The organism is Pirellulales bacterium (assembly GCA_035656635.1).
In the GTDB taxonomy this organism is placed as follows: Bacteria; Planctomycetota; Planctomycetia; order Pirellulales; family JADZDJ01; genus DATJYL01.
The window spans coordinates 1-22,286 of sequence record DASRSD010000102.1 but is presented as its reverse complement, the minus strand read 5'-3'; the positions used below and the strand labels follow the sequence as shown (position 1 = coordinate 22,286).

Here is a 22,286-nt window from a genome sequence, read left to right as displayed (position 1 = left end):
CGTAAAATAGGCCGCCCTGTTGGTGGACAGAAAGCGGCCATTGTACGAGCAGGCATTTACCAAGCGAAGTGGGCGAAGGCCTTGTTGGCGTCGGCCATGCGATGGACGTTTTCGCGCTTGGTCATGGCGGCCCCTTCGCGATTGAAGGCGGCCAGCAACTCATCGGCCAGCTTTTCGTGAGTGGCGCGGCCCTTCTTTTCGCGGACGGATTCCAAAATCCAGCGAATGCCCAGCGATTCCTGCCGTTTGCGGCTGACTTGCATGGGCACCTGATATGCTGCCCCGCCGACGCGCTTGGAACGCACTTCAATGCTGGGCTTCACGTTTTCCAGGGCCTGCTTGAATACTTCGATCGGTTCCTTGTCGGGCATTTTCTCCTTGACGATATCCAACGCCCGATAGAACACGCCCTGGGCCGTGCTTTTTTTGCCATCGTGCATCAGGCAGTTGATGAACTTGCTGGCCATCACATCGCCGAAGCGCGGATCAGGCTTAAGTGTCGTGCCGCTGGCGGTAATTCTTCCCATCGTTAGCCTTTCTTCGCTCCGTACAAGCTGCGGCTGCCCTTACGGCCTTCCACGCCCAGGCAATCTAATGTGCCGCGGATAATGTGATACCGTACGCCGGGTAAGTCGCGCACACGGCCGCCGCGAATCAACACAATCGAGTGCTCCTGCAGTGTGTGGCCTTCGCCGGGAATGTAAACGGTTACTTCTTTGCCGTTGCTCAAGCGGACCCGGGCAATCTTCCGTAGCGCGGAGTTGGGCTTCTTGGGCGTCATCGTTTTCACGATGAGGCACACGCCGCGCTTTTGCGGACATTTATCGAGCACCGGAGATTTGCTGAACTTGCGCTTCGCCCGGCGGCGGTTTTTCACTAATTGGCTGATCGTCGGCATGCACAATTCCCTCTCCCCTTAGGAGAGAGAGTTAGGGTGAGGGGTGGTTCGCTGCGGCGTGTGAATTGGAATCCATTAAGATACCCAATTCACGTCGGGTGTCAATTGCAGGGACCAAATTCGCCGGGTGCTGAAATCACCGGGATTTGGCGATTTCTGTTAGAAACAGCGGCCCGCTTTGCTGTAAACGCTCTTCCAACCGCTGGGTGCAGTCGCAGTTTTCGCAAGCCCAGGGTTCGCTGCCGTTTTCGTCGCGGCAATTAGCCCGGGCATGGGCATCTTGCACTTTCACTAACTCAAAATACTGTTCCCAGTAGGGCTGCTCTTCCTGAAGCGGAGTTGGGCAGTAGCAAACCTCCACCCAGCGTGCCGTGCCATCGGGAAACTGCCGCGCCTCATGCATGTTGCGCAGGTATTCTCCCTCGGCCACGGATCCTTGGCCGAGCGTTTCGTTTTGCACAGCTTCCAACAACGATTGCCGACAGCCACGCTTCAGCCGGGCGCGCACTAAGTATCTCATGGGTAGACCTCCGTCTGCTGGTTAGTAATTATACCGACCTACAGAGGCGCTGGCACTTTACTCGGTTCCTTCGGAGGAGCCGTTACTATCACCCAATAAGGCGTCCAAGCCGCTGGGAGCAGACTCTGCTGGCGATTCGGCAGTTACCGTGGCTATAGTACCGCTGGTTTTGGCGGCCGTGCCATTGCCATCTTCGGCAGTTTCCAATAGCGGGAAGGCCCGGGTAAGGACTTGCTCCTTCTGCGCGGCCAGGGCTTCCAGTGCCTCGCGGCGAATTCGCACGTCCGATTCTTGGAACGTTTTGAATCCGGTGCCGGCGGGAATTAAGTGACCCAAAATCACGTTTTCCTTCAGGCCTACCAAGCGGTCGACCTTGCCAGCCAGCGCCGCTTCGGTCAACACTTTGGTAGTTTCCTGGAAGCTGGCGGCTGAAATAAAGCTGCTCGATTGCACCGCCGCCTTCGTAATTCCCAACAACTGCGTGCTGGCGGTGGCGGGTTTGGGCTTGCTGCCCTTGGCCGCCGTGCCGCCCAAGCCTTCGGTCTGAGTGTTTGCCGCTTCCAGCGTATCTTTCGGCACAATGGCGCCAACTTCGAATTCGCTGTCTCCTTTTTCGGAAATTTTCAAGCAGCCCACCAGATTCTGATTGACTTTGCGGAAATCGAACTTGTCCATCACGCTGCCGGGCAACAGGCCGGTGTCGCCCACGCTTTCGATACGCACTTTGCGGAGCATTTGCGAGACGATAATTTCGATGTGCTTGTCGTCAATATCGACGCGCTGACTGCGATACACGTTTTGAATTTCGCGCGTCAAATATTGCTGCACGGCTTCCTCGCCCGAGATGCGCAAAATATCGTGTGGAACCAACGGGCCGTCCACCAAGGCTTCGCCCGCCCGCACAAAGTCGCTGGAGTGTACTCGCAAGTGCTTGCCGTGGCTGACCAAATGCTCCCGTTCGATGCCGCTTTCGCTGCGGACGATAATGGTCCGCTTGCCGCGGCGCTTTTCGCCTAAAATTTCCACCGTGCCGTCGATCTCGGCAATCACGGCCGGGTCCTTCGGCTTGCGGGCTTCGAAAATTTCGGTCACACGAGGCAAACCGCCGGTAATGTCTTGCGTGCCGGACACTTCACGCGGCGTTTTGGCCAACAGCGTGCCGGCCGAAGCAGCTTGGCCTTCGTTGACTTCGATGTAGGCCTTTTCCGGCAAATAGTAGAAATCCAAAATTTTTCCGGCTTCATCTTCCAGCACCACTTGCGGATGCAAATCGCCCTTGTGCTCCATCACCATGCGGCGGATGTGGCCGCTGGGGTCTTTTTCGATGCGCATGGTTTCGCCTTCGATGACGTCTTCGTAGCGCACTTTCCCAGTGACTTCCGCCAAAATCGGAATGCTGTGGGGATCCCATTCGCACAAGATTTGGCCAGGCTTCACCTCCGCATTTTCCTCCACTTTCAAATTGGCGCCTGCGGGAATTTCGTACTTTTCCAATTCGCGACCCTTGGGATCCAGGATGACCAACTCGCCGTTGCGGGTGAGCACCACCTGCTCCCCGGCCTCGGTCCGCACCACTTTGAGCCGCACGAATTGCACGGTGCCGGCTTTCTTAGCTTTGTAATCTTTTTCCTCGATCGCCCGTTGGCCCACGCCGCCGATGTGGAATGTCCGCATGGTAAGCTGCGTGCCAGGTTCGCCGATCGATTGCGCGGCAATGATGCCCACGGCCATGCCTTCTTCCACCATCGAGCCAGTGGATAAATCCATGCCGTAGCACAACCGGCACACGCCCAGCGAGGCATCGCAAGTGAGCGGGCTACGCACCTGAATGCGCTCCAGTCCCAACTGCTCGATCCGCCGCGCTACCGCCGGAGTGACTAACTCGTTTTCCTTCACGACCACATCGTCGGTGATCGGGTTGACAATATTCTGGCGGCTGACACGGCCGCGAATGGAGTCGGCCAGGCTCACCTCCACTTTTTCACCACGATAAATCACGCCCTTGGTAATGCCTTGCGTGGTGCCGCAATCGTGCTGGGTAATGACTACGTTTTGGGCCACGTCCGCCAGCTTACGGGTTAGGTAACCGGAGTCGGCTGTTTTCAATGCCGTATCGGCCAAACCCTTGCGGGCTCCGTGCGTGGAGCTGAAATACTCCAGCACAGTGAGACCCTCGCGGAAATTAGCTTTGATGGGCGTTTCAATGATTTTGCCCGAGGGCTTGGCCATTAAACCGCGCATGCCGGCCAATTGGCGAATTTGTTCCACGCCGCCGCGGGCACCGGAATGCGCCATTAGGAAAATCGGGTTCACGTAGCCGGGCCGACGGAAATCGCTTTCCAAGGCTTCCATCATTTCCGTAGTGATGCGTTCGCGGGCATGGGTCCAGACGTCGAGCACCTGGTTGTAGCGTTCCCCTTCGGTGATGATGCCGCGCTGATACAACTTGTTGCGCTTGACTACTTCCTTTTCGGCCTCGCCGATAATGCGCGGCTTGGCCTGGGGTGTAATCAAATCGTCAGTGCCAAACGACAAGCCGCTACGGGTACTTTCGCGGAAGCCGAGCATGTTCAGGTCGTCGAGCAAATCGATCGTGGCGCGGCGGCCCAGGATTTGGTAGCAATCGGAAATCACCTTCGCCAAATCGCTGGAACGCAGCGGATGGTTATAAAACGGCATGCCCTGCGGCAAAATGCTGTTGAAGCGCACGCGGCCAACCGTCGTGTCGATGATGGCGCCGGCTTTGGTTTGCGTATCGCCATCGGCTTTCAAACGTCGATGTGGCGCCAATTTCACTTTAATGCGGGCGTGGGTGTCGATTTTGCCCAGCGACCATGCCAGTTGCACTTCATCCAGCGAAGAGAAAATCATGCCCTGGCCTTTGCGATCCGGCAGCGACACGCTGAGGTAATAGCACCCCATCACCACATCCTGCGACGGGCTGATAATGGGGTTGCCGTTGGCGGGGCTGAAAATGTTGTGCACCGACATCATCAACGTGTGCGCTTCCACTTGGGCTTCGATGGAAAGCGGCAAGTGCACCGCCATTTGGTCGCCGTCGAAGTCGGCATTGAAGCCTTTGCACACCAGCGGGTGTAATTTAATGGCATTGCCTTCCACCAGCACCGGCTCGAACGCCTGAATGCCCATCCGGTGCAACGTGGGGGCACGATTAAGCAGCACCGGATGATTGCGAATGACCTCTTCCAAAATATCCCACACTTCGGCGTCTTTGCGCTCCAGCATTTTCTTGGCTGACTTGATCGTGTCGGCGTGGCCCAATTCCTTCAGCCGTCGAATGATGAACGGTTGAAACAACTCGAGCGCAATCTTCTTGGGCAGGCCGCATTGGTGCAGGCGCAAGTTGGGGCCCACCACAATGACGCTGCGAGCGGAATAATCGACGCGCTTGCCCAATAGGTTTTCGCGGAAGCGGCCTTGCTTGCCTTTGATCATGTCGGTCAGCGATTTCAGCGGCCGATTGCTCGAGCCCAACACAGGACGCTTGCAGCGGTTGTTGTCGAACAGCGCATCGACCGATTGCTGCAGCATGCGTTTTTCGTTGCGAATGATGACTTCCGGCGCATTCAAATCGACCAACTTTTTCAGCCGGTTATTGCGGTTGATGATGCGGCGATACAAATCGTTCAAGTCGCTCGTGGCGAAATTGCCGCTATCCAAAAGCACTAGCGGCCGCAAGTCGGGCGGAATGACGGGAATGACATCCAGCACCATCCACTCCGGCTTGTTGTCGGAATCGCGGATTGCTTCGACAATTTTCAGTCGGTTGATCAGGTCTTTTTTCTTCTGCTTGGAATTCGTGGTGTTCAAGTCTTCGCGCAGTTGCTTGGAGAGCGTGACCAGATCCATGTTCAAGAGCAGCTTGCGAACCGCTTCAGCTCCCATTTCCGCGTCGAACGCCCCCTCGCCGTATTGCTCGCGGGCCTGGCGATATTCTTCTTCCGTGAGCAGTTGTTGTTTCTTGAGCGGCGTGGCTTTGGGATCGGTAACCACGTAATCTTGGAAGTAAATTACTTTTTCCAGGCTCGTAGTTTTCATGTCGAGCAAATTGCCCAAGCGGCTGGGCATGGCTTTGAAGAACCAAATGTGCACCGTGGGCGCGGCCAGCTCGATGTGCCCCATGCGCTTGCGGCGCACCCGGCTGTGAGTGACTTTGACGCCGCAGCGATCGCAGATCATGCCTTTGTATTTCATACCGCGGTATTTTCCGCAGGCGCATTCCCAGTCTTTTTCCGGTCCAAAAATGCGCTCGCAAAACAAGCCATCGCGCTCCGGACGGTAGGTGCGATAGTTGATTGTTTCCGGCTTTTTCACTTCGCCAAACGACCAGCTGCGAATGTCATGCGGCCGGGCCAAGCTGATTTTTACCGCGGAATAATCGTTGATGCGATCGTAAGAGGTTTCGCCAATGCTCACAGAAATCCTCCTTATGAAAAATCTAAACGCTGTTTTGCGTCGCCGAAATTATGTATGGTTTGCCAATTTCTTATTGCTTTACTTGGTCAGCCGGTTGCCCGTTGGCTGGCTGCCCGTTAGCTGGTTGTCTGCCGGCCGGCTGTTCGCCGCCCGGTTGCTGTCCGCCGGTGGGTTGCCCGGCCGCTTGTTCGGCGCCTCCGGTTGCAGGCGCGCCAGCGGGAGGCTCCGGAGTGCGTGATAATGGAAGGCCTGTCTTCTGCAAGTGCTCCATGCTGGCTTGGAATTGCTTTTCATATTCATCACCACCGCAACCCACGGTGAAAACCACCAACCCAACCGCCATTGCTAATGCGAATCGTTTCATAATTCCAGGAAATTAAATCCTGCGTTTTTCCAACTGCATGTTCAGGGCCAGGCCGCGGATTTCATTAGTGAGCACATCGAAGCTGGCCGGAGTGCCGGCTTCCAACGTGTTTTCGCCTTTGACCATGGCTTCGTAAATTTTCGTGCGGCCCTCTACATCGTCGCTCTTCACAGTGAGCAATTCCTGCAAAATGTAAGCCGCGCCGTACGCTTCCAGAGCCCATACTTCCATTTCGCCGAAGCGCTGACCGCCGAACCGCGCCTTCCCACCCAAGGGCTGCTGCGTAATGAGCGAGTAGGGGCCGGTGCTGCGGGCGTGAACTTTGTCGTCAACCAGGTGATGCAGCTTGAGCATGTAGATGTAGCCGACGGTGGTTTCCTGCTCCATCGCCTCGCCGGTGCGACCATCGTACAATTGCGCCTTGCCGTGCTTGGGCAGCCCGGCATCATCCAGGCACTCATTGATTTCTTCCTCGCTGGCTCCGTCGAACACCGGCGTGACCGCGCGGAAGCCCAGCGTCGCCGCCGCCCAACCCAAGTGCGTTTCCAAAATTTGGCCCACGTTCATACGACTGGGCACGCCCAACGGATTGAGCAGAATTTGCACCGGCGTGCCGTCGGCCAAAAAGGGCATGTCTTCTTTCGGCAAAATCTTCGCGACCACGCCCTTATTGCCATGGCGGCCGGCCATTTTATCGCCGACGGAAATCACCCGCTTGGCGGCAATGTACACTTTGACCATTTGCAGCACGCCGCTGCGCAGCTCATCGCCGCGCTTCATGCTGTTGAGCTTGCGATCACGGTCGTCAATGGCGGCTTCCACGGCCGGCCATAGCGTTTTGTAAGCTTTTTCCACTTCCGCCCGGCGTTCCGGGCTGCGAATATCGATCGACTCCAATTTGAAGTTTGCCGCCTGCTCGGCCACGAACTTGTGTTCCTGATCGCGCACCAAGGCACTGCCTTCGGCGTCGGTCAGCGTTTTCTTCAAAATCGTCTCAATTTCTGTAATCATCGCGCCGAACGCTTCGGCAATTTTGGCGTTGCCTTCCGTCTCAGCGGTTTTCAGATCTTTCTCGAATTTCTTGCGATCGTCTTCGGAAAGGCTCATGCGGCGCGAAAATTTTTCGGTATGAATGACAATGCCTTCCACGCCGGAAGGCACTTCCAGCGAATCGTTTTTCACATCTTCGCCCGCCCGCCCGAAAATTGCATGAAGTAGCTTTTCTTCCGGCGTCAGCTCGGTTTTGCTTTTCGGTGAGACCTTGCCTACTAAAATGTCGCCGGATTGCACGTAGGTGCCCACCTGCACGATGCCGGTTTCGTCCAAATTGCGCAGCGCTTTTTCGCTGACATTGGGAATATCGCGAGTGAATTCCTCGCGGCCCAGCTTGGTTTCGCGGATTTCGATGTCGAATTCTTCAATGTGGATCGACGTGTAGACGTCGTTTTGCACCAGCTCTTCGCTGATGATGATGGCATCCTCAAAGTTGAACCCGTCCCAGGCCATGAAGCCGACTAATACATTGCGGCCCAGCGACAGCTCGCCGTGATACGTGGCAGCTCCGTCGGCAATGACGGTGCCTTTTTCCACTTTGTCCCCCACGCTGACGACCGGCCGCTGGTTTTGGCAGGTCCGCTCGTTCAGGCCTTTGAATTTGGTCAGCGGAATCTCTTCGTTATTGATGACAATTTTGTTGGCATCGACATACGTCACCGTTCCCTTTTTTGGCGACCGCACCAGCATGCTGGAGTTGACGGCCACGTCCACTTCCATGCCCGTGCCCACCAACGGCGGCTCGGAGATCAACAGCGGCACCGCTTGCCGCTGCATGTTGGAACCCATCAGGGCACGGTTCGCGTCGTCGTGTTCCAAAAATGGAATCAGGCCCGCCGAAACGCCGACCATTTGACTGGGCGCCACGTCAATGTAATCGACCTTGTCGACCGGCACTAATTCGAAATCGGATCGATAGCGGGCGATGATGGTTTCGCCCGACAAGTGGCCATTCACCACCGGCGCATCGGCCGGGGCCAAAAAGGCATCCATTTCTTGATCGGCCCGCAGCCATTCCACTTGCTCGGTCAATTTTCCTTTATTGATTTTGCGATAAGGAGTGACGAGAAAGCCGTATTCATCGACGGCGGCATAAATGCCCAAGCTGGAAATCAAGCCAATGTTGGTGCCTTCCGGAGTTTCGATGGGACAAATGCGGCCATAGTGGGAAATGTGCACGTCGCGGACTTCAAAGCCAGCCCGTTTGCGGTTTAAGCCGCCGGGGCCCAGCGCCGAGAGTCGCCGCTCATGCGTGAGCATGGAAAGCGGATTGGTTTGGTCGACCACTTGCGAGAGCTCGCCCCGGCCAAAAAAGTACTCAATGGCCGCCGAGATGCTTTTGGGATTGATGAGCGTGCGGGGCGTCATGTCTTCCACTTCTTTCAAGCTCATTCGCTCCTGCACTGTGCGACGCAACTTGAGGAAGCCTTTGCGCAATTCATCCGAAGCCAACTCGTCGATGGTTCGCAGGCGGCGATTGCCCAGGTGGTCGATGTCGTCGACTTCGTAGCCTACCTCGCCCCCTTCGTTCAGCTTGATGACATACTTAATGGCGCTGATTAAATCTTCCGGTCGCAGCGTCATTTCGCTTTCGGGCACATCCAAGCGCAATTTGCGGTTAATGCGGAATCGCCCCACGCGGCCCAGGCGATAACGATTGGTGTCGTAAAACTTTTCGTGGAACAGCGCCTTGGCTTTTTCCAGTTGCGGCGGATTGCCCGGCCGCAACCGCTGATAAATTCGCAATAGCGCCTCTTCGTGGCTGCCGGTGGTGTCTTCTTCCAAGCTGTTGAGGATCAGCGGAATTTTTACGTCCGACATCACTTCCACGCTCGACAAGCCCGAGGTGCAAATGATTTCGGCGAGGTTCTTCGTGATTTTGTGCCCAGCCTCGCAAATAATTTCTCCCGCCCGGGGACTGTTGTGCGGATAGACGATGTCGGTGACGGCAATTTTGCCTTCAATTTTCCCGACGCTGCGGCCATCGACGACTTTTTCCGATGTGGTTTCGTAAAACGTGCGGAGCAGATCGGAATCCTGGCCGTATTTGGCGTCCATCGCGCGCAATAGCATCATGGCGGAAAACTTGCCGCTTTGATCGATGCGCACTTGCAGCGTGTCTTTTTTCGACACGTTCAACTCAATCCAGCTGCCGCGCTCGGGAATAATGCGGGCGCTAAAAATTTTCCGCTCGCCGGTATCGGTGTCGGTGACAAAGTCGACGCCCGGGCTGCGGTGCAGCTGGCTGACGACAACGCGCTCCGCCCCGTTGATGATGAACTCGCCGCCGCCCAGCATGATGGGAATATCGCCCAAATACACTTCTTCTTCGATCGGCTGGGCCTTCGTCAGCCGCAGCCATACGCGGAATGGGCGGCCATAGGTGAGCCGCAACTGCCGGCATTCGTGCGGTTCATAGCGTGGCTTGCCCAATTCGTAACGAATGTATTCCAGCTTCAGAGTTTTGTCGTAGCTTTCGATCGGGAAAATTTCCCGCAGCACCGATTCAATGCCCTGGTCCTTGCGCTTGCCGGCGGGCACATCGTACTGCAAGAAGTTCTCGTAGCTGCGCGTTTGGATTTGGGTCAAGTCGGGAATGGAAAAGAGATCACGCCCGCTGCCGAACCGGCGGATTTCGTTGGGAGTAATTCGTTTTTGAGCCGAAGTTGCCATAAGACAAGTTGCTCCTGAGTAAATCTTTGCGGCAGCGCTCGCGTTAGTCGCTGCAGCTGAATAAGGCAAAAATCACCAAGCGCGCGTCTGAACTACGCCGCAGCACGGTGTGCATGCAATGGAGTGCCAATGCAATTGCCTGTCATAAACAATTGAAAGAGATGGCCCGCCAACTCGACCGCCTATCGCGTGTCATGCCAGCTACAGACCAACTGAACCAGTGTCAAAGTTACCGTCCTCGTTTGCCGAGGATGCCGAATGCTGGCGCTTGGCCGCATCTGCTACGCAGGTGCCCAGCGGCGCATCCGGTTCTGTACGTCGTCCGTTACTTGACCGACACTTTCGCGCCGGCTTCCTCCAATTCCTTCTTGGCCTTGTCTGCATCTTCTTTGGAAACGCCTTCCTTAACCTTGCTGGGGGCGCCTTCCACCAAATCTTTGGCTTCCTTCAAGCCCAGGTTCGTGAGTGCGCGGATGACTTTAATGACGCCGATTTTCTTGGCGGCATCGTAGCCTTCCAGCACCACGTCGAATTCGGTCTTGGCCTCGGCAACCGGAGCGGCAGCGCCAGCGCCGGGAGCGACCATCATCACGCCTCCGCCGGCAGCCGCCTTGATGCCGTGCACGTCTTCCAAGTAATCGCTCAATTCCTTGGCTTCTTTGAGCGTATAAGAAACAATTTCATCCCCGGTCTTCTTGATTTTTGGGGAAAACTCGCGCGTCGCTTCAGCAGTGGCCATGGCTATCAAACTTCCTTTCTGGATCGTGAAAAAAACTGTTTATTGATTTATGGCTCACTGTGAGCCAACTGATTTAAATTCCGAAACTCAAAAATCACGCTGTCGGAGCCGGCTCACCGGAAGGTGTTGGGCTTCCGCCGCCAGCTTTTTCCAAATTCTCCGCATGCACTTTGAGCTGACTGGCAATCTCGCCGCCAACACTGGTCAATTGGCTAGCCAAGCGCGCTCCTGGTCCGAGAATCTGGCTCACCAATATTGACAATTGCTCCTGTCGACTCGGCCATTTGCTTACGTCTTTAATTTCGGCCGGCGTCAACTTGGCGCCATCCATCGTGCCGCTACGTGTGGCAAAGCCTTCAAATTCCTTGGCCTCGGAAAACTTGACAATTTCCTTGGTCAGCGACACGAAATCGTCCGCGCCCCAAACAATGGCCAGCGTGCCTTCCACGCCCTCAAACGCAGGCGCCAGCGGAGTGCCCTCGGTGGCCCGCTTGGCCATGCTATTTTTGATGACTTCCAATTTGATGTTCTTCTTGCGCAGTTCGCCGCGAAGCTTGGTCGTGCGAATCGCATCCAGCCCGATGACGTTGACCAATAGCGCATCGCTCACGCCGGAAAGTTGATTGCGCAAATCGCGCGTCAGCAGGTCTTTGACAAATTTACTCATGTTAACCGTAGGCAGTATGCGGTATGCGGTAGACAATAATTTTAGGCGGCGATTTTCAACCCCGGCGTCATGGCGCCACTAATGGTAATGCTCTTCACGTACACACCTTTTACGCCGTGCGGCTTCATGTGCAAAATTTGGTCGAGGAAGGCGCGGATGTTTTCGGCCAGCTTCTTTTCATCGAAGCTCAGCTTGCCGACCACGGCGTGAACAATGCCGGTCGGATCGTTGCGGAATTCCACTTTGCCCGCCTTGTATTCCTTGACAGTTTTTGCGATATCGGGCGTAACGGTGCCGGCCCGAGGCGAAGGCATCAAGCCTTTCGGCCCCAGCGCTTTGCCCAATGGCCCGACCAGACCCATCATGTCGGGCGCGGCAATGCAGGCCTCGAAGTCGGTCCAGCCTCCCTTGATTTTGGCGGCCAAATCTTCCGCGCCCACTTCATCCGCGCCGGCGGCTTTGGCTTCTTCGGCTTTATCGCCTTTGGCGAACACCACAACTTTTTTCGATTTGCCGATGCCGTGGGGCAGCACGATCGAGCCGCGCACCAACTGATCGGCCTGCTTCGGATCGATTCCCAGGCGGATCGAAAGCTCGACGGTTTGATCGAACTTCCGCGGCGGAAATTGCTTGAGGATTTTTATCGCCTCGTCCACCGATATGGGCGCCTCCGTTTTCGGAAGTTTTTCCGCCATCGTTTTCATGCGTTTTGCAACTTTGACCATCGTGTCACCAAATGAATCCGGCCTGGCGGCCGGTGCTAAACGGTTTTTTGTTTCCCTTACCCTTCAATCTCAATTCCCATGCTCCGCGCCGTGCCCTCAATCATGCGCCGGGCATGGTCCGGATCGGTGGCATTCAAGTCGGCGGCTTTGGTTTTCACAATTTTATCCAACTGCTCTTTTTTCACTTTGCCGACTTTTTCCTTGTTCGGCACGCCCGAGCCTTTCGCAATGCCGGCCGCTTGTTTGAGCAGGGCGGCTGCCGGCGGGCTCTTGCAAACGAAGTCGAAGCTACGGTCGCTGTACACATTCACGACCACCGGAATGGCCATGCCGCCGGCATCGCGAGTCCGTTCGTTGAATTGCTGCACGAACTGCCCCAGGTTGATGCCGAACTTACCCAGCGAAGTGCCCACCGGCGGCGCGGGCGTAGCCTGCCCGCCGGGCACTTGAAATTTTGTCGTTCCTACGAGTTGCTTGGCCATGTTTTTATTTGGTTACGCCGCCTGGCGGCGACGGCTAAACGTGCGCCGCCTAGCGGCGACGGCTAAACGGATGAATGCAAACGATGTTTCAATTTATAGCGGTTCGATTTGCCAGTGCTCCAGCTCCACCGGCGTGGGCCGGCCGAAAATGTTGATGATTACACTCACGCGGCCGCTGGCCTCGTTGATGGTGTCCACTTCGCCTTCGAAATTTTCGAAGGTGCCTTCGTTGATTTTGACGCGGTCTCCCTTTTTCACGCGGATGTTCAATCGTGGAGCCTCGTCGGCCTTTTCCTCCGCTTTGGAAATGATCTTCGCAATATCTTGCGGAGCCATCGGGGTGGGCCGGCCAATGGAGCCGGTGAAATCGCCAATGCCCGCCGTATCGCGCACCAGGTACCAGGTGTCGTCGTTGATTTCCATTTGCACGACGAGGTAGCCCGGGTACAGCTTTCGCTTGACGACTTTCTTTTTTCCGCCTTTGAATTCAGTGACGGTTTCGATCGGCACAATAATTTCGCCAAAATACTTATTCAGGCCGGCTCGCTCCACGTTGCGCTTCAAGCTTTCGCGAATGGAATCTTCCCGGTTGCTTTGTACCTTGAGGATGTACCAATCCATTTTGACGGGGCGGTCGTCATCCTCCAGAGCAACGGCAATGCCTTTCGGCTCGTGTTCCGGATCGAGTTCTTCCTCGGGCTCAGGCGCGGGGTGTGCTGATTCGGCGGCGGCGATATCTTCTCCGCTGGTGGCATCCGGCATGTGGCTGCCCGGCCCGGTGGGCTCGCTGGCGGCGACAACGTTGGGCGGAGCGGCATCGTCCGGCGGAAGGGACGAAGGCGCATGCGCAGCTTCGCCGGCTCCGCTGGCCGCGGGATCATGAGCCGCGCCCGTATTTTCCCATTCAGTGCTCACGCTGATCGCTCCACGCTTGGATTAAAGGCTATACGTGCAACAGGTCTAACAAAAACTTCCAAAACGTATCGTAAAACCACAACAAAACGGCGAAACCGATAATCGTGAGGATGACCACGATCGAACTGCGAATCAATTGATGCCGTGTGGGCCAGGAAACTTTGGTCATTTCCGCTTCCACGGCGATCAAAAAGTCGGCAAATTTTGGCAAATTTACCAGTCGATAAACCACCCATCCGCCGACAATTAGTAACGCAAAGGGTACGGCGTACTTCATGGCGGACGTATGCGCCATGTTGTTCAATCGCCAGACGGCCAGCACCAGCGCCAAGAGCACTGCGGCAAAAGTCAATTGCCGGATGACGCGTCCCTGGTTGCGCTTGTACAAACCAACCTGAAACAGCCAATGTGCGCCCGCGGTCATGCTACGATCTTTCTTCTTTGGCTTTGGACTTGGACTGCGACTACTGATGGCCGGAGCCGAATCTTCGCTTTCGTTTTGTTCGTCTACTTCGTGGTCTGCCGTGACATGTTGCTGCTTAGCCATAATGGTTACCTCGTGCATCCTGCACTGCGGCAATAAGTAAGTTGCGAAGGAAAAAGTATGGGCCACCGATTTCCATATGCTGCATCCAACGCCTGCTCACTCTTGTACTCACCCTTCAACTACGCACCGACCGGCAGGGGCGAAGGGACTTGAACCCCCAACCGCTGGTTTTGGAGACCAGTGCTCTGCCAATTGAGCTACACCCCTGGGTTAAAAAATTCAAAGTTCAAATTTCGAACCTCGCTTCAACTTCTAATTTCCAACCCAGCGGATCGACCGCCGGCTCGCTGACGAGGGCCGAATTGAGGAACGGCAATTCCGGCCGAGCCGGAGCTTGCAATTCGTCATCTGAGCTTCGCCATTCGACATTGTTCCTACGTCAGAATTTTTGTCACCACGCCGGAACCAACGGTGCGACCACCCTCGCGGATGGCAAACCGCACGCCGTCGTCCATGGCAATGGGGTAACCCAACTCGACGCTTAGCCGGGCGTTGTCGCCAGGCATGCACATTTCGGCTCCGCCCAGCAATTGGGCGCTGCCGGTGACATCCGTCGTGCGGAAATAAAACTGCGGCTTGTACCCGGAGAAGAACGGCGTGTGACGGCCGCCTTCCTCCTTGCTGAGCACGTAGACTTCGCACTCGAACTTGGTGTGCGGCGTGATGGAGCCCACCTTGGCCAATACCTGGCCGCGCTCGATTTCCTCGCGCTTAATGCCGCGGAGCAAGCAGCCGACGTTGTCGCCCGCCTGTCCGGTATCTAGCGTTTTGTTGAACATTTCCACGCCGGTGACCACTACCTTGCGCTTGTCGGGGCTGAGGCCGACAATTTCCACTTCCTCGCCCACCTTCACAATGCCGCGCTCCACACGACCGGTGGCCACGGTGCCGCGGCCTTCGATCGAGAACACATCTTCAATGGCCATCAGGAACGGCTTGTCAATTTCGCGCACCGGCTCGGGAATGTACTTGTCGATGGCATCCATCAGTTCGCCAATGCACTTATTGGCGGCGGGATCTTTGGGATTATCCAGCGCCGGCTTGCTGGCGCCGCGGATAATGGGAATTTCGTCGCCGGGGAAACCGTACTTCGTCAGTAGCTCGCGAATTTCCAACTCCACCAATTCCAGCAATTCCGGATCGTCCACCAGGTCGATTTTGTTCAGAAACACCACCAATGCCGGCACGCCGACTTGCCGCGCCAACAAAATGTGTTCTCGAGTTTGCGGCATGGGGCCGTCGGCCGCCGAAACGACCAAAATCGCTCCGTCCATTTGGGCGGCGCCGGTGATCATGTTTTTGATGAAGTCGGCGTGCCCGGGGCAATCGATGTGGGCATAATGGCGTTTGTCGGTTTGGTACTCGACGTGGCTGACGGAAATGGTCACGGTTTTGGTTTCGTCGCGCACCGTGCCTCCTTTGGCAATATCAGCATACGACTTGGTGTGCGCCAGGCCTTTGGTTGCCTGCACCGCCAAAATGGAGGCGGTTAATGTTGTTTTGCCATGGTCGATGTGGCCAATGGTGCCAACATTGACGTGTGGCTTGGTGCGTTGAAAAGTGTCCTTGGCCATTATTTCTCCCTACGATGAAAAACCAGCGTTCTATAAATGGTTAAAACAATCTTGCAAACGTCTGGCCCCTGGCGGGCCGCAATGAACGGTGAATCTGTTCGGTTGTGAATCGTTGGATGTGTTCCGTGGTGAATTCGATTCCAGCGATTCGGCATCAGAGCTGCTGAAGGGACTTGAACCCTTGACCTCGTCCTTACCAAGGACGCGCTCTACCAGCTGAGCTACAGCAGCGGGCGACACCCTTGCGGCATTTCTATGGCAACACCGTGTGTTGGCAATCAACACAGGTGCGGCTCAATTCCCGATTTGTCACTAACTGCTGTAGTTAGGTATTGGTTTCGGCGATTGTGGTTGGCGATGAAATTTGCACCCCGTTCGTATTCAATTACTGCTGTTCACCCCACTGTTCTTTTTTCACAAGCGGGTGATGGGAATCGAACCCACGTGGCCAGCTTGGAAGGCTGGGGCTTTACCATTAAGCTACACCCGCGTGGTTACTGACAAATGACGAAATCTGAATGACGAATGAAACGCAAATAATCCAGCACCAAAACAAATTCTATGATGCCTGGCAAGGCTTCCGGTTCGTCAGTGAGATTTAGTCGCTCATCACTCCTTCATCAGTTGAATTTCGTCATTCGTTATTGCAAGCAATGGGGGGTAAAGGATTCGAACCTTTGAAGGCTGTGCCACCAGATTTACAGTCTGGCCCCTTTGACCGCTCGGGAAACCCCCCTCGATTTTGTCAACGATTTCCGTCTTGCTGGCCAGCCGCCAACTGTCGACGAGCTAGCGGAGGGACTTGAACCCACAACCTGCGGTTTACAAAACCGCTGCTCTGCCGATTGAGCTACGCTAGCCTGCGAGGAGGGCCACGAAAACCACTAAATATAACAGTCTTGCCACTGGTTGCAATCCCGCTAGGCGCGATTTTTGCACGCCGACAAATGCCAGCATTTTCAAGCAGGGCTAAACTCCCCCGCTTTTCGGGTTCCCGCGGAGAATGCTTCCAGCCGCCGGATTTGCCAAGCCGCAGGAAAAACGCCGCCGTTTTCTCAGATGAGAATTTAGCGAATTTAGGGGTTTCGCAGACACCACTTATTCGCCCGGAACTTCGATTTTTTCCTCGCTGGCGGCTTGGCGCAGTTTTGCCAGCGCTCGAGCTTCTATTTGCCGCACGCGCTCTTTGGTCACGCCCATTTCCTGTCCGACTTCTTTCAAAGTCAGCGGTTCCAGGCTGTGATCCAACCCAAACCGGCTGATGATGATCTTCTGTTCCCTGTCATCCAGCTTTTCCAAAATGCGGCCAATCTGGTATTCCCGTGTCGATTGCGCCGATTCTTGTCCGTACTGATCGGTGCGGGCGTCCGGCGTAGCGCCGAACATTTCTCCCTGACTGGTACGGAACCGGTCACGGCGTCGGTGGTCGTCGGGAATGGTGCGGGCAAAATTCTTCATGATGGCCCAACTGGCGTACGTGCTGAATTTGTTGCCCCGGGCGTAATCGAACTTCTCCGCCGCGCGAATCAACGACATATTTCCGTCGCTGACGAGCTCGAAGAAATTATCGGTCGGGCCAACGTGGCGCTTGGCAATCGAAACCACCAATCGCAGGTTTGCTCGCACAATTTGATTTTTCACCGTCACCGCTTGATCATACAACCGTTCGATTTCGTCCATCTCGCTGCTGCGGGCATGGGCGGGATCGAGTTTTTGGCGCAGCCTGGTGGCTTTGAACTTCAAGTAATTAAACTTGCGGAACAAATGGCCTTCCTGCTCGCGATTCAATAGCGGCACTTCGTACAAGCTGGCCAAATACGGAGGCAAGCCCGAAGGAAGCCGCATTTTCTTCGGCGCCGGCTGATCGAGCTGCGGCATGGGGCCGAGGATGGTCTTCTCAGCGCCTTCCCGCCCGAAATACGGATTCGACATGTAATCCAGCGGTAATTCCAAAATTCGCTGAGCCCGCATTTCGTTGACAATGCGGTAAATGCTGGTTTTCGTGCGGCAATAGCGCTTAGCCAGCTCGTCGACGGGCACATCGCGGCGATAGTGCTCGTAAATTTTCTGCTTGGTTTCGTCCGTCAGCGGTCCGATGCTGGATGGGAAAATCGCCAAGTCCGGATGTTCCTGATCGAACTGCTTCAGCGTGTAGCGAATGGTTTCGGCGCTGCGGTTCAACTTGAGGGCAATCCTGCGGGCAATATCCGAAGGGCATCCGCCAGCGGCGGCCAAGCGCCGAGCACGGCTAATGATTTCATCGCGCTCCGTTTCCGACATCTGGCTGAAGTTGGAACCTCGGCGCACTTTGTCCGTGTTATCGCCCACGAAGCGCTCGACGCTGCTGCGCAGGAAGCCGACACGCTTCCGGCCGTCGAACACAAACCGCCGGCTCACCAAGCCCTGTTGTCGCCAGCGCGAAATCGTTTTGGTCGACACGTTGAACTTGCGCGCCAATTCCTCCACGGTAAGCACTTCCTCGCCGGCGGAATCGGCCTTCACGGAAGCCGCCTCGGTCAGGTCTTCCACCAACAGCCGCAAATCGTGGCCGGCTTGCTCGCCGGTCAGTTTGGAATTGGCAAACGAAGTTGGTCGGTAATCGGTGATCCGGTAGCACAAATAGTCGTATGGATAAACGCGCGCAGGATCGATCTCGGCCAGCAACCGCTCGGCGCGATTCGCTTGTTCCATTTGCTGATCGCGCGGTGCAAAGCGCACTTGCTGGTCACGCAGTTGTCGAAGAATTGGATTGATGTAATTTGCGTTCATGGCTGGGCCCCTTTCATTTTGACCCTGCCGGAATTCCCTGCTTGCTAGCCCGGCTGTTTGATTTTCCGTAAAGCTTTATTTGCAGCCGCATTTCGGAAGACGGTCTTGGCCGTTTACAGGTCGCTCCAAAGAAAAAAAATAAACACTGTAAAAATGCGTTAAATGGCTTAGTTCACGCTGGCTGTCGCATTTTGCGACAGAAATCTCCCTAGATTTGTCGCAATTTGAGGCAGGCCGCGCTTCCTTCCGAATGTAAAATTTGTCGAAAAGTGAGTTTTGAGCTGTCGTTTGTTACAAAATTCGCTGGTTCATCCAGCACTTACCCTCGCACCGCTTCTCTTGTTTTACGAAACCAACTGTCCGATGGTCTATCCGAACTTCGCTTCGCCCGCTGCGATATAGGACACCGGGCGTCAAAAACGGTTCATTTTTTAACGATTCTATCACGGATCCTCTAGGTAATTAAAAGTTTACGTCGTTTTCGATCTTCCGAGTGAAAAGCCGTAAGTCCTAGTTCTTTGGTACCCGTTTTCGGGTTCAGATCGCTGTTTCTCCGGTGCGAATGCACTTATCCACGCCACCCGAGCTGGCCGATTAACCGAATACGGCATCTCGTTTGGCAGACCGTAATGGCCAGGTCGAACCTGCCAGCCCTGCGCATCGTGGCAGGTCCTGAAAGGGAGCAAACGCCATGCCCGCAGCTCCTTTTTGACGAGCGATGTCCCCCGTCAAGGGGTTCCATTTCCACCGATTGCTTCTATGTACTTAGATGCCGCCAGCGACCAGGAGGGTTCCCGTGAAAATGAATTTTTGCCGTAATTTTGTCGATTCCGGTCGCCACTTTGGCATGGTCATTTGCTGCGCATGGGGAATTCTTTCCGCTCAGGCGAGCGGCGCCGACCAACTGCAATCGCTCCGCTCGCCCAAGCCCGACGGCATTCCCGTTCAAATAACGGCCAACCTAGAAGTGGGGGGGCAACTCATTTTGGCCGCCGGCGCGGCTTCCAGCGATGCGGCCGCTAATCTTGCCACCGATAAGAAAACCGATTCCGTCCCGATGAGTGTCGTTGCGAAATTCGCATACGACGAACAGCGGCTGGATGATGGCAGCAATCTCGCACACCGCCTGGCTATTCGCCATTATGACGATGCCGAAGCCGTGATCAAAATTGCCAGTAAAGTTACCCGGCCGCAATTGCGCGACAGCCGCCAAACCATTGCCGCGGTTGCCAATCAGCAGTCGGCATTTTTGTCCTCGCCCAACGGTCCTTTGACGCGCGATGAATTGGAATTGATCGATGTTCCCGCCAACACGTTGGTCTTGGACGAGCTGTTGCCGCAGGCCGACGTGGAAATTGGCCATCGCTGGAAGCCCACGGACGATGTGCTGGCGAGATTCCTGTGTCTCGATGTCGTCGGTCATACGGAAGTGGAATGCACACTGGCCAGCGTGAAAGACGGCGTGGCCGAAATCATGATGGCAGGCACACTGGGAGGGGCCATCGACGGCGTGGCGACCGACATCGAATTGAAAGCCAAGCTGCTGTACGACCTGGAGCGTCAACTTCCCAAAGTGCTGCTCTTGGCCATCAAAGAACAGCGCGGCATCGGGCACGTGGGGGCCGGCCTAGATGTCGTGGCGAAAATGCGATTGAACATTACTCCCCAGCCCGATTCCAAATTGTTAACCGGCGACGTGGTGCAGGCGGCCAAGCTTCCCGATTCCGACGTGCCGCCGCCGCTGGAATACATTTCTGACAGCAAAAACTTCCGCTTTCTGTACGATCGCCGCTGGCATATCACGCGCGATGACCCCGATTTAGTTGTTCTGCGGCTAATCGATCGGGGGGATTTGGTTGCCCAGTGCAATGTCGCCGCCGCCAGTATCGATGCGCAAAAGCCGCTGGAGTTAACCGACTTTCAAACCGACGTCCAGCAGGCTCTGGGGAATTTATTCGCCAAATTTTTGCGGGCCAAAGAGAGCAGCAGCCCCGCCGGCTTGCACATTTTGCAATCGGTCGCCGAGGGAACCGCCCAGGATCTGCCCATTCAGTGGCGCTATTACCTGTTGAACAATCAACACGGCCAGGCGCTGAACCTCATTTTCACTATGGAAACCCCGCTGGTCGATCAATTTCATGACCAGGATGCCGCGATGATCGACAGCGTGGAGTTTCTCGATTCCAAGCCCGCCGCCAGTCAGGCGGAACGAGCCGAGGAAAATGCAGCTCAGCGATAGGTTCCTTCGCAGGTTCACTTGTTGGGGCTTTGATTTTTTGTCGCTCCTGCGCCGGATACCAAGCGTGACTTCCGCGAGGTACAGTTATGTGTTGAGCGCGGCTTTCTTAGGCTTAGGCAACCGGCGATTCAACTTTCGGCGGCCCGCATGCAAATTGTTTTGTTCGAAGACGAACTGACCACACGCCTGGCTCCCTTGGCCTGCGCCGAGCCGGCATTCGCCATCACTTGCGGCGGATACAAGCTGGTGCAATTGGTTAGCACGCTGGGGCCGGAGCTAACCGTCGTGCGAAAGCACTTGGCGGCCGTCGAAGCCGAAACCTTTCCGCAGCGCGTGCCTTCCCAGCCGCTAGCCGGACCCGTGCTGTTTGTAAACGCCCGAATGGCGCCGTCGATTGCTGTTTTTCAGCGGCTAAAAGCCCTGGCCGATGCCCGGCGCGAAGGCATTGTCATGGCGGGCGAGCAAAAAAATCAAATCGCCGCGGCCTTGATTGCCAAACCATCCAGGCCGATCGAGTTGCCCACCGGCGATGCTGCCGCTGCCGCAATCGTTTCGCTGATCGAATCGTTCAAGCTTCCACAACTGACGGTCGATTTGCCGCTGTTGGAATATCCGCACGACGTGCTGCGCCACCATCTGGCATGCTGTCGCGAAGATTTGGAATACCGCATCCGCACAGGGCCGCCGCAAAGTTATCCCGCAGCCAGCGGTCCGGCGGGTAGCCATCCGGTGGTGCCGCATCCCGGTTACAGGGAAGTGCGCGACGGGGTGTTCGTGGCCGAAAAAGCTTCGCTGGGTGAGCATGTGGTCACCGATACCAAAAATGGACCCATCATCATCGATCACGAAGCCACGATCGGCCCGTTCTGTTTTCTCCGCGGGCCGGTTTACATTGGACCGTGCGCCAAGGTGAACGAGCATGCCGCCCTGAAAGATTGCGTTTCGCTGGGGCACCACACCAAGGTCGGCGGCGAGGTGGAAGGGAGCATTATCGAACCCTTTAGCAACAAACAACATCATGGATTCTTGGGCCACAGCTACGTCGGTAGTTGGGTGAACATCGGCGCTGGAACCTGCAACAGCGATTTGAAAAACACTTACGGAATTGTCCACGCGGAATATGCGGGAGAAAAAACCTCCACGGGCTTGCAGTTTGTCGGCAGCTTCATTGGCGATTACGCTAAAACGGCCATCAACACCAGCATTTTCACGGGAAAAATCATCGGCGTGTGCAGCCTGGTGTATGGCTTCGTGACGACCAACGTACCCAGCTTTTGCAATTACGCCCGGTCCTTAGTTCCACCTGGCGCCGCAGAGGCAACAGGCATGACCGATTTGCCGGCCGACGTGATGATTTCGATCCAGCGGCGAATGTTTTCGCGTCGCCAAATTCCGCAGCGCCAGTGCGACATTCAATTAATTCGTGACTTGTACGCCCAAGCCCAACGCGAACGGCAACTGCCCCACGAACCGCTGGCGCTGTGAGCTACCCACGGAGCAATTTTTTAACCACGGAGACACAGAGGCACGGAGCGGCGCCAAAGACAGTTTTATAAGGAAGCCAGGAAACCAGGAATGATGAGTTGGAACGCCGTCGGGGGGCTGGGGTCGACCGAAGGGAGCCCCCAGCAGCCCATTTACTGGGGGCTCGGCGGCACTCGACCCCAGCCACCCTTTATGGAAG

16 protein-coding genes and 5 tRNA genes are annotated in these 22,286 nt (G+C 55.9%); 2 read left to right on the top strand and 19 right to left on the bottom strand.

From position 1 onward, the window contains the following. Nucleotides 1-56: 56 nt before the first annotated feature. The 19 genes from rpsG to VFE46_09380 form a co-directional block, all read right to left on the bottom strand. Nucleotides 57-527: a 30S ribosomal protein S7 gene (gene rpsG, locus VFE46_09470; GenBank protein HZZ28216.1), complete on the bottom strand. Its 471-nt coding sequence runs from the start codon at nt 525-527 to the stop codon at nt 57-59. 2 nt (nt 528-529) lie between these two features. Further along, entirely contained in the window at nt 530-898 is a 369-nt protein-coding gene (gene rpsL / locus VFE46_09465; protein ID HZZ28215.1) for a 30S ribosomal protein S12, read from the bottom strand. Nucleotides 899-1,034: 136 nt separating this feature from the next. Next, on the bottom strand, nt 1,035-1,418 hold the full coding sequence (locus tag VFE46_09460; GenBank protein ID HZZ28214.1) for a hypothetical protein: 384 nt from the start codon (nt 1,416-1,418) through the stop codon (nt 1,035-1,037). 57 nt (nt 1,419-1,475) lie between these two features. Next, complete coding sequence (gene rpoC / locus VFE46_09455) at nt 1,476-5,855, bottom strand: DNA-directed RNA polymerase subunit beta' (protein ID HZZ28213.1); 4,380 nt, start codon at nt 5,853-5,855, stop codon at nt 1,476-1,478. 70 nt (nt 5,856-5,925) lie between these two features. Then, complete coding sequence (locus VFE46_09450) at nt 5,926-6,219, bottom strand: hypothetical protein (protein ID HZZ28212.1); 294 nt, start codon at nt 6,217-6,219, stop codon at nt 5,926-5,928. A gap of 12 nt (nt 6,220-6,231) precedes the next feature. Then, nucleotides 6,232-9,945 (bottom strand): DNA-directed RNA polymerase subunit beta, encoded by a 3,714-nt coding sequence (rpoB, locus tag VFE46_09445; protein HZZ28211.1) that lies wholly within the window; start codon nt 9,943-9,945, stop codon nt 6,232-6,234. Nucleotides 9,946-10,270: 325 nt separating this feature from the next. Next, entirely contained in the window at nt 10,271-10,684 is a 414-nt protein-coding gene (rplL, locus tag VFE46_09440) for a 50S ribosomal protein L7/L12 (GenBank protein ID HZZ28210.1), read from the bottom strand. Between the two features lie 94 nt (nt 10,685-10,778). Beyond that, nucleotides 10,779-11,351: a 50S ribosomal protein L10 gene (rplJ, locus tag VFE46_09435; protein HZZ28209.1), complete on the bottom strand. Its 573-nt coding sequence runs from the start codon at nt 11,349-11,351 to the stop codon at nt 10,779-10,781. Nucleotides 11,352-11,392: 41 nt separating this feature from the next. After that, nucleotides 11,393-12,076 carry a 50S ribosomal protein L1 gene (gene rplA, locus VFE46_09430; GenBank protein ID HZZ28208.1) on the bottom strand — a complete coding sequence of 228 codons (684 nt, stop codon included), beginning with the start codon at nt 12,074-12,076 and terminating at the stop codon, nt 11,393-11,395. A gap of 56 nt (nt 12,077-12,132) precedes the next feature. Further along, nucleotides 12,133-12,558, bottom strand: coding sequence for a 50S ribosomal protein L11 (gene rplK / locus VFE46_09425; protein ID HZZ28207.1), 426 nt, complete (start codon nt 12,556-12,558; stop codon nt 12,133-12,135). A 93-nt stretch (nt 12,559-12,651) separates the two neighbouring features. Further along, the gene (gene nusG, locus VFE46_09420; GenBank protein HZZ28206.1) at nt 12,652-13,473 is read right to left on the bottom strand and encodes a transcription termination/antitermination protein NusG; all 822 of its coding nucleotides are present in this window, start codon (nt 13,471-13,473) and stop codon (nt 12,652-12,654) included. A gap of 28 nt (nt 13,474-13,501) precedes the next feature. Beyond that, nucleotides 13,502-14,020, bottom strand: coding sequence for a preprotein translocase subunit SecE (gene secE / locus VFE46_09415; protein ID HZZ28205.1), 519 nt, complete (start codon nt 14,018-14,020; stop codon nt 13,502-13,504). Between the two features lie 134 nt (nt 14,021-14,154). Then, nucleotides 14,155-14,227 (bottom strand) — tRNA-Trp (locus tag VFE46_09410). Between the two features lie 167 nt (nt 14,228-14,394). After that, on the bottom strand, nt 14,395-15,594 hold the full coding sequence (gene tuf / locus VFE46_09405) for an elongation factor Tu (GenBank protein HZZ28204.1): 1,200 nt from the start codon (nt 15,592-15,594) through the stop codon (nt 14,395-14,397). A gap of 158 nt (nt 15,595-15,752) precedes the next feature. Then, nucleotides 15,753-15,825, bottom strand: a tRNA-Thr gene (locus VFE46_09400). A gap of 188 nt (nt 15,826-16,013) precedes the next feature. Further along, nucleotides 16,014-16,084: transfer RNA gene (locus VFE46_09395), tRNA-Gly, on the bottom strand. A gap of 164 nt (nt 16,085-16,248) precedes the next feature. Continuing rightward, nucleotides 16,249-16,330: transfer RNA gene (locus VFE46_09390), tRNA-Tyr, on the bottom strand. Between the two features lie 51 nt (nt 16,331-16,381). Then, nucleotides 16,382-16,454: transfer RNA gene (locus VFE46_09385), tRNA-Thr, on the bottom strand. A gap of 238 nt (nt 16,455-16,692) precedes the next feature. Continuing rightward, nucleotides 16,693-18,363: a sigma-70 family RNA polymerase sigma factor gene (locus tag VFE46_09380; GenBank protein ID HZZ28203.1), complete on the bottom strand. Its 1,671-nt coding sequence runs from the start codon at nt 18,361-18,363 to the stop codon at nt 16,693-16,695. A gap of 796 nt (nt 18,364-19,159) precedes the next feature. Here VFE46_09380 and VFE46_09375 point away from each other — a divergent pair. Then, entirely contained in the window at nt 19,160-20,602 is a 1,443-nt protein-coding gene (locus tag VFE46_09375; protein HZZ28202.1) for a hypothetical protein, read from the top strand. Between the two features lie 147 nt (nt 20,603-20,749). Next, nucleotides 20,750-22,087, top strand: a complete 1,338-nt coding sequence (locus VFE46_09370) for a putative sugar nucleotidyl transferase (GenBank protein HZZ28201.1) — start codon at nt 20,750-20,752, stop codon at nt 22,085-22,087. Nucleotides 22,088-22,286 lie beyond the last annotated feature (199 nt).